Consider the following 15,014-nt stretch of genomic DNA (forward strand, 5'->3'; position numbering starts at 1 on the left):
GTCGTTCGGTGGTTCCGGTGCTTCGGAAAATGCTTACTACGTCAACGGCTACGCGACCACTGATCCTTACCGCAATCTCGGCGGTGTCGGCCTGCCGTACGGCGCCATCGACCAGCAGGAAGTCTACACAGGCGGATATAGCGCCAAGTACGGCCGCTCCGATGGCGGCGTGATTTCCCAGGTTGGCAAGAGCGGTACGAACGATTGGCATTTTGGCGCACAGGTTCTGTGGGAGCCGAAGYTCGCCGCGTCCGCGCCGGGCAGCATCTACTACAGCGACGCTACGCTGCCCGCTGGCTACGGTTACCAGTCCCCCGGCAAGGCCGGCACGATCTACCGCAACCGCGCAGACAACACGAAGTGGACGACCACGTATAGCGCGTACGCCGGCGGCCCGCTGATCAAGGACAAGCTGTTCTTCTTCATCGCGGCTGAAGCGGAGAAGTCGGAAGGTGTGTCGACGGCATCGGTGGAAGCCAACCCGGTCGCCAACAACCACTATACGTACAACCTTCCGAAGTACTACGCCAAGCTCAATTGGAACATCAACGATTCCAACATCCTGGAATTGACGGGTATTCATTCGACCGACGAGCAGCGCGGCACCTACTACAACTACGACTACCCCACCCGTTCGCAGGGTCCGGCGCTCGGATCGTCCGCCGATACGACCAAGCTCGATTCGAAGTACGCCATTGCCAAGTACACCAGCTACGTCACCGACGACGTGACCGTGACTGCGACCTACGGCAAGAGCTGGACGACCGACTACCTGCAGAATCCGACGCCCAACATCGTCAACCAGCCTTACATCGACCGCCCGGACCTTCAGAATCCGGCGCTCAACGGTGGTCGTCCCATCACTAACCTCAACACCTCGAACCTTTCTCAGGATCCGGGTGCGGGTAGCCACACGCGCGGCCTCCGCCTCGATCTCGAGTGGCAGCTTGGCGACCATCACCTTGCCGGTGGTATCGACAACATGCATTACTCCGGCGACAGCGTCGGCCAGTCGACCAGCGGCCCGGGCTACTACCTGCGCTACCGCAAGGCCTCTGCAGCCAACGTAAACAACCCGATCAGCTCGTCGCTGGGCGTCGGCGCACCGGGTGGTCAGGGCTACTACGTCGATCAGCGCGTCTTCTCGTCGGTGACCAGCATGTCACTCGACCAGCGCGCCCAGTACCTCGAAGACCGTTGGCAGGTGACCGACCAGGTCCTGCTCAGCATCGGCGTGCGCAACGACCGCTTCAAGAACTACAACGACTCCGGCCGCGCGTTCGTCAACAACGCCGCGCAGTGGGCGCCGCGTCTTGGCGCCGCCTGGGACGTCTTCGGTGATTCCTCGCTGAAGATCTACGGCAACCTGGGTCGCTACTACCTCGCACTGCCCAACAATGTGGCTGTCCGCGGTGCATCGCCCTCGACGTTCACGGACGAGTACTTCACCTATACCGGCATCGACGCGCAGGGTCGCCCGACCGGCCTGACGGCTCTTGGCCCAGGCCCCGTTTCCGCTAACGGCGAGTATGGTCAGGCGATCGATCCGGAATCGGTGACGGCGCGTGATCTCCGCTCGCAGTACCAGGACGAAGGCATCCTCGGATTCGACAAGATGCTCGGTGCCGACTGGGTTACAGGCGCCAAGATCACGGTACGCAAGCTGCGTACGGCGATCGACGATGTCTGCGACACCGGCCGGATCGGCGACAAGCTGGCGTCCGAAGGCATCGATCCGGACTCGGTCACGATTCCGGGCTGCGTGATCTTCAATCCGGGCTTCACCAACACCTTCAGCCTGGCCAATGCCAACGGCGTGGGTCGCACCGAAGTGACGATGAACTCGGAAGAGTGGGGCTTCCAGCAGAAGGCGATCCGTCGTTACTACGCGCTCGACCTCTACCTGGAGCATCCGTTCAACGGCAAGTGGCAGGGTCGCATCGATTACACCTTCTCGCGTAGCTACGGCAATACCGAAGGCCAGACCAAGTCCGACATCGGCCAGACCGATATTTCGAAGACCCAGGACTGGGATTCGGGCGAGCTGATGCTGAACTCGAATGGCCTGCTGACGAACGACCGTACGCACCAGCTCAAGGCGTATGGCGCCTACCAGCTGACCGCGGAATGGCTGATCTCCGGCAACCTACGCCTTGCGTCCGGTGCCCCGAAGTCCTGCCTTGGCTATGAAAATGCCAATGCGGATCCGGATCCGATCGGTTACGGCTCGTCGTACCACAACTGCAACGGCCAGCCGTCGCCTCCCGGCAAGACGCGCAATCCGTGGTATCGCCAGCTTGATCTCGCTGTGACCTACCGTCCGTCCTTGTTCGACAACCAGGTGGCCTTCGGCCTCAGCGTCTTCAACGTCACCAACGAACGGAAGCCGCTCACCAGCTTCTCTCCGTATGAGTCCATCCCGAAGACTGTGCTCAACAACTACAACCTGGGTCAGTACTACCAGACCCCGCGCTACGCACGACTGACGGCAACGTACGACTTCTGATGACATCGCCACCGGGGCATCCACCCCGGTGGCCTTCACCGGAACAGAACAAACGAGTCACCAGAACAAAGCATCCACGGACCGGAATGCCAAGCGTCTCCCCAGATGCCACCGGGCTTCCCGGTGGCCTTTTTGAGTCAGGTGCTTGTCAGATAAGGATTTCATCGTTAGATAGCGCTCTCCCAAGCGTTACGTAGACAGTGTGCCGTTGTAAATAATTTGTTGACACGACAAGCCCCCTAAGCCTATGTTCGGCATCGACGAATCTGGGCGGGGCATTCACAAACTGTGATGCTGCTCCCGTTCAGTACGAGTCGTAGGACTTGTCGGGAGCAGTTTTTATGGGGGCGCTTGTCACTCTGGGAGGAGTGGCGGTGATTCCATCCCCTTGAAACGAGCACCGACGAGGCCGCCAATTTTTTACCGGCCTGGCGTCGGTTTTTGCTCGTTTTCAGACCCGGTTGGGTCGATCTGGGGAGATTTGCTCATGAGTTCTCGCATCATCCGGCAGGGTTCCGCCCTGCGTCATTCGGCGTTGGCTATTGCCCTCGCGATGGGTCTGGGCAGCACGGGCGTCGTTTTCGCCCAGGCCACCAGCGGTAACATCTTCGGTACCGCCCAGCCGGGCGACACCGTTCAGATCACCGGCAACACCGGCTTCAACCGCGAAATCCCGGTTGACGCGTCGGGCCGTTTCCAGATCAGCAACGTGCCCGTCGGCACGTACAACGTCGACCTCAAGCGCRACGGCGCCGTCGTCGATTCSCGCAAGAACGTCAGCCTGACGGTTGGCAAGGGTTCGGACGTCTCGTTYGCCGCCGCAGCMACCGCCGCMTCSGCGCAGTCGCTCGACTCGGTCACGGTCACCGCCAACAGCCTGCCGCCGGTCGACGTCTCGACGGTCGACTCGCGCACGGTCATCACCTCCGAGCAGCTCGCCAAGCTTCCGCTCGCCCGTACTGCCGAAGCGATCGCGCTGCTGGCTCCGGGTGCTGTCGGTGGTAGCGGCTACTTCAAGGGTCCGACCGGTAACAGCCTGGTCTCGATCGCGGGCGGCTCGGTTACCGAGAACGCGTACTACATCAACGGCTTCAACACCAYGGATCCGCTCAGCGGCTTCGGCGGCATCACCCTGCCTTACGGCGCGATCGACCAGCAGGAAATCCTCGCTGGCGGTTACGGTGCGGCCTATGGTCGTTCGGCCGGTGGCGTGATCAGCCAGGTCGGTAAGCGCGGCACGAACGAGTGGCACTTCGGTGCACAGATCCTGTGGGAACCCAGCGGCGCCGCCTCGGCACCGGGTAACGATCACTATGTGATCGACAGCCCCAACCATTCCGCCGGCGATATCTACAAGTACAACCAGCGCGATAAGCAGACCCGCACCGTCGAGTCGGCCTACGTCGGTGGTCCGCTGATCAAGGACAAGCTGTACATCTTCCTTGCCGCCGAGCAGGAGCGTACCGAGGCGACCAACGTCAAGACCCAGGACACGCCGACCTACCAGGATCAGCACACCCGCAATCCGAAGTACTACGCCAAGCTCGACTGGAACATCACCGACAGCAACATCCTCGAAGTTACCGGTGCGTCGAACAAGCAGAACTACAACGCTTCGCAGTACAACTTCGACTACAACACGCTGCAGCGCGGCGCGTACATCGGCCAGGACACCTCGGGTAACCCGACGTTGAACAAGACCGGCGCGGATCTGTACTCGGCCAAGTTCACCAGCTACATCACGGACGACCTGACCCTGACGGCCCTCTACGGCAAGATGAAGGGCACGTACTCGACGGACGTTTCGTCGTCGACCAACCCGCACATCACCAGCCCGGCCTTCCAGGATCCGGCGCTGAACGGCGGCAACCCGATTACGAACGACAATCCGGCTGCCACGTCGTTCGCTGCGAACCACAAGTCGACCAACACGAACCTGCGCATCGATCTGAGCTATCACATCGGCGATCACACGATCACCGCTGGTATCGATAACCAGAATATTCGCGACAAGGACGACGGCCAGTTCACCACCGGTCCGGGTTATGCGTGGGTCTACGGCCAGACCGATGAAGGCGCGCCGATCGTTGGCGAGCCGGGCGCGAGCAACTACGTCGGCAACCCGGGTCCGGGCGGCTATTTCGTCGACAAGTACAAGTTCAACACCACCGCCTCGGTCCGTACGACGCAGCGCGCGCAGTACATCGAAGATTCCTGGCAGGTCAACGACCGCTGGCTGGTGAAGGTCGGTCTGCGTAACGACCAGTTCACCAACTACGATACGAGCGGTTCGGCGTACCTGCGCCTGCGTAGCCCGCAGTGGGCGCCGCGCCTCGGTGCCACCTGGGATGTCAACGGCGATTCCAGCCTGAAGATCTACGCCAACGCGGGTCGTTACTACCTCGCGATGCCGGCATCGGTCGCTCTGCGTTCGGCAGGTCAGTCGCTCTACACCCGCGAGTACTTCACCTACACGGGTATCGATTCGCTCGGCCAGCCGACCGGCCTGACCCCGATCCAGACCGCCACCGGCGGCCCGATCTCGGCCAACGGCGAGTACGGCATCCAGCGCGATCCGAACACGGCTGCTTCGCGCAACCTGAAGTCGGAATACCAGGATGAGTTCATCCTCGGCTTCGACAAGACCCTGGGCGACAAGTGGGTCTACGGCGCGAAGGCCACGCTGCGCAAGCTGCGTAACGCCATCGATGACGTCGGCGATTCCGACATCATCCGTCAGACGCTGATCAACCAGGGCGTCGATCCGACCACGATCGGTACGATCCAGGGTAGCTACCTGTTCAACCCGGGCCGCGCTTCGCAGTTCCTGGTGCCGAACACGCAGGGTGGTTACTACCAGGCCAACGTGTCGAATGGCGACTTCGGCTTCCCGAAGCTGCAGCGTAACTACTACGGTCTCGAGATGTACCTCGAGCATCCGTTCGATGGTAAGTGGTACGGCAAGCTCGACTACGTCTACTCGAAGAGCTACGGCAACTCGGAAGGTCAGGTCCGCTCGGACATCAACCAGAAGGACGTCTCGGCGACGGTCGACTGGGACTTCCCGCAGCTGATGGAATACTCGGGTGGCGAGCTGTCCAACAGCCGCCGTCACGTGGTCAAGGCCTACGGCTCCTACCAGCTGACGGAAGAGTTCCTGCTCTCCGGCAACCTGTCGATCTCGTCGGGTGCGCCGAAGTCGTGCCTTGGTCAGTACGGTGCGGATCAGTCCGATCCGGTCGGCTACGGTGATTTCTATCACTACTGCTACGGTCAGCCGTCGTCGCCGGGTTCCATGGGTCACACCCCGTGGCTCTACCTGTTCGACCTGAGCGCTGAGTACCGTCCGGTCTGGGCCGACAAGAAGCTCGCGTTCAACATCACGGTGTTCAACGTGTTCAACAGCCGCGAAACGATGCAGATCTATCCGCAGGCTGGTACCTCGTCGGGCGTCGAGTCGAACTACAAGGCGACGGTGTTCTCGTCGACCCCGCGTTACGCTCGCTTCGGTATCACCTACGACTTCTGATCCATCGAAGTCGGATCGAAGCCACCAGCCTTCGGGTTGGTGGCCTGGATCGCAAGAAAAGGCCACCTTCGGGTGGCCTTTTTTTTGGAAGTGGTCTGTTCGCAAACCGTTTGTCGATCAGGGGCTTGCCGATTTTCGGCATTTCTGACTGCCAGCTTGCCAACCGGCCCGCAGTTACGAATTCCTAGGGATTTTCACCCTTGACTTTTCCAGCGGCGCATTTGCCGGTATGCTCCAAGGTTCCCCCCGGAAGGTCTTGCGCCATGCGCGCGCGTATCTTCCGTGACTCATACCTTCTTTCCGTTCCGTTACGAGGTTCGACCATGCGCAGGATTTTCTTGTCGCTCGCATCCGTGGCCGCACTGGCCCTCGCCGGCTGCGGCGGCTCTTCCGACAACGGCCAGCAGGCCGCGGGTGGCACGCCTGAGGCGTCCGGCCCGGCCAACGCCGTTACCGGCAGTGTTTCCCTGCGTGATGCTGGCGCCCAGCTTTCGCCAGACGCCAAGCTCGACCTGAAGCTGATCGACGTGACCGCCGAAGGCTCGCAGCCGCTGGCGACCAAGACGATCGCCCCGGTGACCCTGCCGGCGCAGTTCCAGCTCGACTTCAATGCCACGGACCTCAATCCGAACGACATGTACATCGTCGAGGTGTCCCTGCAGGACGGTGATCGTCATTACTCGTCGCCGCTGAAGACCCCGGTCCTGACCAAGGGCGCAAAGAACGTCGCGAACATCCAGCTGGTCGGCGAAGCCACGCCGGGCGAGAAGGAGCTCAACGGCTTCAACAGCGTCAAGAAGAACATCGGCGGCATGAAGGTCACCCAGGGCACGGCGCTGAAAGACGGCGAGTCCCATGGCTGGCAGATCTTCAAGAAGGGTAACGACGTCCAGTTCGTGCGCGAGCTCGTCGATTACGGCGACAAGGGCTTCACTGCTACCGACTTCGCCTACAAGAACGGCAAGCCCTGGGTCGTCATTCAGGAGAAGAAGCCGAGCAAGGACGGCAAGCCGACCTCGACCGAGCGCGCAGGCTGGAACGATGCCGGTGAGCTGGTCCTGAAGGAAAACCAGGCCGGCAGCAAGACCGACGTCCTCTCCGACGACGCCGCCAACGATCTGCGCAAGCAGGCCGAAGCGATGTACGCGAAGGCCGGCGGTAACGGCAAGAAGTAATTCGCACTACTCGCGAAGACAAAAAAACGCCGGCTTGCGCCGGCGTTTTTTTTCGCCGCTGAAGCGGCTCCCACACAGAGCGCCAAGGGAATCCCACGTAGGGATCCCCTTGGTCGGCTTGATCAGAATGCCATCTTCACGCCGAGGTTCAGGCTGTTGTCGCGCTGGGTCTTGTCGGCGAAACGGCCGCTGTAGGCAGCCCAGGCGCTCCAGGTCTGGTTGAGGTCGGCGGTGACGCCGAGGTCCGCTGTGGCCCAGGTCTTATCGGGCGTGAAGCCCTGCAGTTCGAAGCTGCCGCTCATGCTCATGAGCCCGGCATCGATGTAACGGGCGTCGGCACGACCGTCGCGGTTATAAGCCACTTCTGCGAACGGGTGCAGCACGGTGTTACCGGACTGCCACGAACCCTGCACGCGCCAGCCGGCGGTGGCGATGCGCGAGTTACGGGTCTGCTTGCCGAAGTTCATCGCGGTGCTGTCGCCGCCGTACTCGTTATAGCCGTCGACGCGCAGCTGTTCGAAGGTGAGGCTGACGAACGGGCCGGTCTTCAGCGTCTCGCTACCGAACCACCAGCCGCCCTGCAGGCCACCGCCGACGTGCGAACCGTCAGCCTTGCCCGTTTCCGTGCGACGCGCGGCACCGAGGTCGATGCGACGGTCGATGTCGGTGAAGCTCAGCTGGCCGAAGCTGAGGAAGGTACCGACGTAGCCGCCACCGGCGTGGTAGAACGCGTAGCCCGAGCCGGCGAGATCGGTCATCTTGTAACCGCCACCGCCGGAGAAATCGGCATTGGTCGAGGCCACGCCCATGGCGACGCCCACCGAGATGTTTTCATTGACCTTGGCGTCGGCACCGATGGTCAGGTTGACGTTGTCGCTGTCGGTCTTCGGCGAGGTGTCGCCGCTCTTGAACGTCTGCTGGCCATATTCGGCCGACGCGAAGACGCGCGTACCGGCACCGAAGTTGTCGGCCATCATCTGGTTGCGCAGCACGCGGGTGTGCGCTTCGCTCGTGGCGAGACCGGCTTCGCCCAGCAGCGAGATCTTCTGCGGTGCTTCGATGATCGAGAGGGCGTACTGGCCGAGCAGGGCGTGTGCGGCCGTCGTCGGATGGATGCCGTCGGCGAACAGGTAGGTCGACGCAGCATTCGGATCGCGCAGCGTTGCCGGCGTACAGGTGATCGAACTGGCCGTGGTGCAGGCCGGCACMGTGACGTTGCTGAAGCCGTAGGTGCTCGGGCTGGCGATGACTTCGTTGAGCAGCGCGTAGGTGTCGATCGGCACGATGCCGCGCTGGGCCGAGGCCAGGCCGCCAGAGAGGATGCCGTTGTAGACCTGGGTCAGCTGGGTGATGCCTGCCGAAGCAGCGGCGCCCTGCGACATGGCCGCGGGCGTCTTGCCGACGTCTGGCAGGTTGAAGACGACGATGGTCTTCGCGCCAGCGGCCTGCAGTGCCTTGATCTGGCCGACTTCCTGCGACGCGGCGGTGGCGACGACAACCTGCGCGGTAGCCGGGTTGGCGGTCGCGGCGAGAAGGTCGTTGGCGCCGATCCACATGGTGTAGAGCGTGTTCGGGTCGGCCTTGCCGCCGGTCGAGGTCRGGTACTGCTGGATCTGCGCGCCGGTACCCGGAACCGGGTTCGGGATGGTGGCGCGGGCGCCACCGAAGGCGTAATCGGTGCCGCCGGCCAGCGACGGGTTCAGCGAGAGATTGAAGTACTTCGCGATGTTCTCGACGGCGGTCGAGCCCGGATTGGTCGTGAAGCGGGAAATGACCGGTGAGCCGGACAGAATGGAGACGTTGCCGCTATCGCTCAGGCTGTCGCCGAACGAAACGACCTGGTTGAACCCGTCGGCGTGCGCCCCGGCACTGAACAGAAGGGCCGTACCAATGGCACCGGCAAGATAGCGAATACGCATGTAGATCACTCCGTGTGTGGGGCGTTAGAGAAACGTTACGGTAATGGAAGCCATACGCCGGCGCATGCTGCGCCGCCGCACCGGCAGCCACGCAGGTCGTGGCCGTGAAATGTAGGAGCCGATACATCGGCGATCCCGCGGCAGCGGGCCAAGTTGTGGCGGGCACCCTTTCGCCGAYGAATCGGCTCCTACCTGAGCGGGAGAAGCCGTGGGCGTTAAGAAATTTCTCGGAAGTTGCCGAATAAGTGCGCTTCCACCGGGCGCTCCCCGCCCGGTGGAAGCGTCGTCTTATTTCTTCTGGGCGCGTGAGAACGCGTCAGCAAAGGCGCTGTTCGCCGGTGCGGCGGCGGGCTTGGGTGGCTGCGGGGGACGGCTGCCGCCGCCCTGACCACCGCGACGATTGCCGCCACCACTACCACCACCACCGGCCGCGCCATCGTTCGGCTGTGCCGGGCGGCCACCGCGGGCTTCACCGGGCACGTCGTCCAGGCGCATGGTGAGGGCGATGCGCTTGCGCGGCAGGTCCACTTCCATGACCTTGACCTTGACCACGTCGCCGGCCTTCACCGCATCACGGGGATCCTTGACGAAGGTGTGCGACAGCGCGGACACGTGAACCAGGCCGTCCTGGTGGACGCCGATATCGACGAAGGCACCGAACGCGGCAACGTTGGTCACGCGGCCTTCGAGCACCATGCCGACCTTCAGGTCCTTCAGGTCCTCGACGCCTTCGGCGAAGCTGGGCGCGACGAACTCCGGGCGAGGATCGCGACCGGGCTTTTCGAGTTCCTTGAGGATGTCGCGCACGGTCGGCACGCCGAAGGTCGTGTCGGTGAAGTCTTCGGGCTTGAGGCTGCGCAGGAAGGACGTATCGCCGATCACCTGCTTCACTTCGCGACCGCACTGCTTGAGGATGCGCTCGACCACCGGGTACGCCTCCGGATGCACCGAGCTGGCATCCAGCGGATTGCTGCCGTCGGAAATACGCAGGAACCCCGCGCACTGTTCAAAGGCCTTGTCACCGAGGCGAGGTACCTTAAGCAGGTCCTTGCGGCTGGGGAACGGACCGTTGGCATCGCGGTGCTTGACGACGTTTTCCGCGACGCTGCTGGACAGGCCGGCCACGCGTGCGAGCAGGGGTGCCGATGCCGTGTTGACGTCGACGCCCACCGCGTTCACGCAGTCTTCGACGCGGGCGTCCAGGGCGCGCGCGAGCTTCACCTGGTTCACGTCGTGCTGGTACTGGCCGACACCGATGGCCTTGGGTTCGATTTTCACCAGTTCGGCCAGCGGATCCTGCAGGCGGCGCGCGATGGAAACGGCGCCGCGGATCGACACGTCGACGTCCGGGAACTCCTTGGAGGCCAACTCGGATGCGGAGTAAACCGACGCGCCTGCTTCGCTGACGACGACCTTGGACAGGTTGAGGTCGGCGTGCTTCTTGATGACTTCCGCCGCGAGTTTGTCGGTCTCGCGCGAGGCGGTGCCGTTGCCGATGGCGATGAGGTTCACGCCGTGCTGCTTGCTCAGCTGCGCGATGCGCGCCACGGATTGATCCCACTGGTTGCGCGGTTCGTGCGGGTAGATCGTATCGAACGCGACCAGCTTGCCTGTGGCATCCACGATCGCCAGCTTGCAGCCGGTACGGATGCCCGGATCCAGGCCCATGACCGTCTTCGCGCCGGCGGGTGCGGCGAGCAGGAGGTCCTTCAGGTTGTCGCCAAACACGCGGATGGCTTCGTCCTCGGCGCCTTCGCGCACGCGGCCGAACAGATCGAGCGTGAGGTGGAGATGCAGCTTCACGCGCCAGGTCAGTCGCACGGTTTCGCGCAACCAGGCATCGGCAGCGCGGTTTCGATTGACGATACCGGCACGCGCGGCGACACGGCCTTCGCCCTCGGCATGGCCCTGGTCGGCGTCGGTGCCGGGGTTGAGGTCGATCTCGAGCACACCTTCGTTGCGTGCGCGCATCAGCGCGAGCAGGCGGTGCGAGGGGATCTTCGACACGGCTTCGCTATGGTCGAAGTAGTCGCGGAACTTGGCGCCTTCATTCTCCTTGCCGGCAACGACGACGGCGCGGATCTGGCCCTTTTCCCACAGCCAGTCACGAAGTTCGCCGACGAGCGCGGCATCTTCCGCGATGGACTCCATGAGGATGGCACGCGCGCCGTCCAGGGCGGCCTTGGTGTCGGCAACGCCCTTATCGGCGTCGACGAAGCCCGCAGCGAACGTTTCCGGGTCTTGCGTGGGGTCTTCGCGCAGGCCGAGCGCGAGCGGCTCCAGGCCGGCTTCGCGGGCGATCTGGGCCTTGGTGCGGCGCTTGGGCTTGAACGGGAGGTAGAGATCCTCCAGACGCGCCTTGGTGTCGGCGCTGAGCAGATCCGCCTTGAGGGCGTCGGTCATCTTGCCCTGTTCGACGATGCTGTCGAGGATGGCAGCGCGGCGGTCTTCGAGCTCGCGCAGGTAGCGCAGTCGCTCTTCGAGCAGACGCAGCTGAATGTCATCCAGACCGCCGGTCACTTCCTTGCGGTAGCGGGCGATGAACGGCACGGTGGCGCCGCCGTCGAGAAGTTCCACCGCTGCGCGAACCTGTTCGGGCTTCGCGGCGATGTCCTGGGCAATTCGTTGTTCGATGCTCTGCATGTGGTTCCTGTGCGTTGCTCGGCCGGCCGAAACGTCGGTTCGAGCCGTAGATGATAGCAAGCACAGGCGAGGCCCCGGCCGGGAGGCCGGGAGGCCGGGAGGCCGGGGCGGGCAGGGCGATCAGGCGTCGAAGCGGCCGCTATCGCCGTTGCGTGGCGCGGCGACCGGCGCCGTGGCCTGGTCCGCACGACCCGTCAATACGTAGGTCTTGGCCAGGAGGTCATGCACGCCCTGCTTGCGCTGGGTGAAGGCGGCGACCACGTAACAGATCAGCGGAAGCGGCACCGGAAAGCGCAGCACGTTGGTCAGGCGTACGGCATTGCGGCCGGCACTGCGGGCGAGCGAGATGCGCTGGCCCTCGGTGTCGGTGACGCGGATGCCGACGGCCATCTTCCCCGGGGTGGCCTGCCACTTCGAAGCCTCGAAGRGCGTGTAGTACACGAAGCCGACGACCATCAGGACGTAAGTGATCGGCAGCATGGCCTCGCCGTACGCCTGCAGCGCTGCGACCTGGTCGGTCTTCATCTGCTCCATGAAGCTGGTCGCGATGGCGCTGAGCCCCATGCCCAGCGCGATGAAGGTGAACGGCACGATGAGGATGAGGTAGTCGATCACCCAGGCGCCGAAACGCAGCCAGAAGCCCGCGTATTCCGGCGTAGCCACGTCGGTGACGCCCAGGAAGGGCGGCGGAGACGGCGGCATGGGTGGGACGCCCTCGGCGGCGGCGGGGCGCTCTTCCGGGAACAGCTCCCCCAGCGGACGCCAGTCGACCATGCCGTCGTACCAGCCGAGTTCGTCGGCGCGGCAGGTGCCGTCACGCAGCCACTGACGGATTTCGTCGTCCGTGTAGGGACCAAAGCGCTCACCGTTACGTCCGATCCAGACTTGCATGGCCTACCTTTTCACTGATGCACTGACTATCGTCGATGATGCCAGATGGACCAGCGCGCCGCCGCCTGCTGGTTGGCACATGCGCCTACGCGGCGCGGCGCTTCAGGTGCACCAGCAACAGCGAGATCGCTGCCGGGGTCACGCCGCTGATACGCGATGCCTGGCCGATGGTGACGGGAAGCGTCCGCTTCAGCTTGAGCAATACCTCAGCGGAGAGTCCTCGCACGCGGTCGTAGTCGAAACCTTCGGGAATCGCCGTGGCCTCATGTCGGCGCTGACGCTCGATCTCGTCGCGCTGGCGCTCCAGGTAGCCGGAATACTTCGCTTGCACCTCCACCTGCGTGGCGACTTCCGCGTCCTCCACTGGGGGCCCCAGTTCGGGCACGCCGGTGAGGGTGGCGTAGTTGAGTTCGGGCCGACGAAGCAGGTCCAGGGCGTGCGTTTCGCGGCTGACCGCGATACCTAGCGAGCGCTCGATAGCGGCGCCCAGCGCATTGGTCGGCGCCGCCCAGATGCCGCGCAGGCGCGCGGTTTCGCGCTCGGCCGCGTCGCGCTTGGCCTCGAAACGACGGAAGCGTTCCTCCGAGACGACGCCGCGCGCGTAGCCGTGTGGCGTCAGGCGGAGGTCGGCGTTGTCTTCGCGCAGGTGCAGGCGGTACTCGGCGCGCGAGGTGAACATGCGATACGGCTCGATCGTGCCGTTCGTCGTGAGGTCGTCGATGAGGACGCCGATATAGGCCTCGTCGCGGCGCGGGTACCACGGCGTTTCGCCGCGCACGGCAAGCGCAGCATTCATGCCGGCGATGAGTCCCTGCGCGCCCGCCTCTTCGTAACCGGTCGTGCCGTTGATCTGCCCGGCGAAATACAGCCCGGGAATGCCCTTGGTTTCCAGCCACGGATGCAGGCCGCGCGGATCGAAGTAGTCGTATTCGATGGCGTAGCCCGGGCGTGTGATGTGCGCGCGCTCGAAACCGGGGATGGACCGCACCAGCGCGTACTGGATGTCGAAGGGCAGGGAGGTGGAAATGCCGTTGGGGTAGATCTCAAAGGTGTCCAGGCCTTCCGGTTCGACGAAGATCTGGTGCGAGGTCTTGTCGGCGAAGCGGACCACCTTGTCTTCGATCGACGGGCAATAACGTGGGCCGACCCCTTCGATCTGTCCGCTATACAGCGGTGACCGATCGAGCGAGCCGCGGATCAGGTCGTGGGTGGCTTCGGTGGTGTGGGTGATCCAGCAACTCACCTGCCGCGGGTGTTCCGCTGCCGAGCCCATGTACGAGAAGTGCGGCATCGGGTCGTCGCCCGGTTGCTCCTCGAGTACCGAGAATTCGATGCTGCGGCTGTCGATGCGCGGCGGGGTACCCGTCTTGAGGCGGTCGGCGGCGACCGGCAGCTCGCGCAGCTTCGCGGCGAGCGTCGACGCCGGCGGATCGCCCGCCCGGCCACCGGCGTACTGCGCCGAACCGATGTGGATCTTGCCGGCAAGGAAGGTGCCTGCGGTCAGCACGACGGCGGGCGCGTGGAAGTCGAGGCCCATCTGGGTACGCACGCCGGCGACGCGACCATCGATGAGGATGAGGTCGTCGACGGCTTGCTGGAACAGCACGAGATTGGGCTGCGTTTCCACCATGAGCCGGATCGCCGCCTTGTAGAGCGAGCGGTCGGCCTGGCAGCGTGTCGCGCGGACGGCCGGGCCCTTGGACGCATTGAGCGTGCGCCACTGGATGCCGGCGCGATCCGCCGCACGGCCCATGGCGCCACCGAGGGCGTCGATCTCCTTGACCAGGTGCCCCTTGCCAATGCCGCCGATGGCCGGGTTGCAGCTCATCTGGCCGATCGTTTCGATGTTGTGGCTGAGCAGCAGGGTGCGGGCGCCGGCGCGAGCAGACGCGAGCGCGGCTTCGGTGCCGGCGTGTCCGCCACCGACCACGATCACGTCGTAGGTTTCTGTATGCAGCATGGTCAGGGTTTCGGGCGTAGGGCCAAGGCGGCCATTTTACGCCTGCCGGACGAACCGCGCTGCGTTGCAACGCGGTTCGCCTTCGGCAGGTTCTGGCATGGCTTGTGCTTGCTATTCCGTGCACTTCACCCGGGCAGACGCTGCGCGATCACACGCGCGCCGAGACCGAACGACAGGGGTTTGGTCGTGTGCCGGGAGAAGGAAGCGGGATGTGGGCAAGGATGCCCCATTCGGTTTATCGAATGAGATCTGGCGCCCGGCGGTCTCAGGAACAGGGGGAATCCAGGATGACCGTGCTGCCGGGCGCCAGAAACCGAGTGACTGGCACGAAGAGCCGAGGCCAACGCCTCGGCTTTTTTTCGTTGAATTGAACACTACACCGAACGAATGA

Annotated in this window: 7 protein-coding genes; 3 read left to right on the forward strand and 4 right to left on the reverse strand. The window is 63.8% G+C overall.

Annotated elements, in window-relative coordinates; all coding sequences use genetic code 11:
* The 3 genes from AC1DSN_RS03735 to AC1DSN_RS03745 form a co-directional block, all read left to right on the forward strand.
* The coding region (locus AC1DSN_RS03735; protein WP_477329637.1) for a TonB-dependent receptor domain-containing protein at positions 1-2,506 on the forward strand (2,506 nt) is incomplete at its 5' end.
* 487 nt (positions 2,507-2,993) lie between these two features.
* The gene (locus AC1DSN_RS03740; RefSeq protein ID WP_477329639.1) at positions 2,994-6,035 is read left to right on the forward strand and encodes a TonB-dependent receptor; all 3,042 of its coding nucleotides are present in this window, start codon (positions 2,994-2,996) and stop codon (positions 6,033-6,035) included.
* Positions 6,036-6,358: 323 nt separating this feature from the next.
* A complete protein-coding gene (locus AC1DSN_RS03745) occupies positions 6,359-7,210 on the forward strand; it encodes a YbaY family lipoprotein (RefSeq protein ID WP_213949146.1) in 852 nt (283 codons plus the stop codon).
* A gap of 122 nt (positions 7,211-7,332) precedes the next feature.
* Here the strand turns inward: AC1DSN_RS03745 and AC1DSN_RS03750 are convergent, their stop codons facing one another.
* From AC1DSN_RS03750 to mnmG, 4 genes are all read right to left on the reverse strand, one after another.
* Positions 7,333-9,129, reverse strand: a complete 1,797-nt coding sequence (locus AC1DSN_RS03750) for an autotransporter outer membrane beta-barrel domain-containing protein (protein ID WP_477329640.1) — start codon at positions 9,127-9,129, stop codon at positions 7,333-7,335.
* Positions 9,130-9,417: 288 nt separating this feature from the next.
* The gene (locus AC1DSN_RS03755; RefSeq protein WP_477329642.1) at positions 9,418-11,772 is read right to left on the reverse strand and encodes a Tex family protein; all 2,355 of its coding nucleotides are present in this window, start codon (positions 11,770-11,772) and stop codon (positions 9,418-9,420) included.
* Positions 11,773-11,892: 120 nt separating this feature from the next.
* The gene (locus AC1DSN_RS03760) at positions 11,893-12,663 is read right to left on the reverse strand and encodes an RDD family protein (RefSeq protein WP_477329644.1); all 771 of its coding nucleotides are present in this window, start codon (positions 12,661-12,663) and stop codon (positions 11,893-11,895) included.
* An 85-nt stretch (positions 12,664-12,748) separates the two neighbouring features.
* Positions 12,749-14,623 (reverse strand): tRNA uridine-5-carboxymethylaminomethyl(34) synthesis enzyme MnmG, encoded by a 1,875-nt coding sequence (gene mnmG / locus AC1DSN_RS03765; protein WP_477294082.1) that lies wholly within the window; start codon positions 14,621-14,623, stop codon positions 12,749-12,751.
* Between the last annotated feature and the right edge of the window lie 391 nt (positions 14,624-15,014).

The organism is Luteibacter sp. P4_D7_3, from assembly GCF_056401735.1.

What these genes read in the sequence shown, in the direction of transcription:
- AC1DSN_RS03745 (WP_213949146.1), top strand. Translation starts at nt 6,359, where the DNA reads ATGCGCAGGATTTTCTTGTCGCTCGCATCCGTGGCCGCACTGGCCCTC.
- AC1DSN_RS03755 (WP_477329642.1), bottom strand. Translation starts at nt 11,772, where the DNA reads ATGCAGAGCATCGAACAACGAATTGCCCAGGACATCGCCGCGAAGCCC.
- mnmG (WP_477294082.1), bottom strand. Translation starts at nt 14,623, where the DNA reads ATGCTGCATACAGAAACCTACGACGTGATCGTGGTCGGTGGCGGACAC.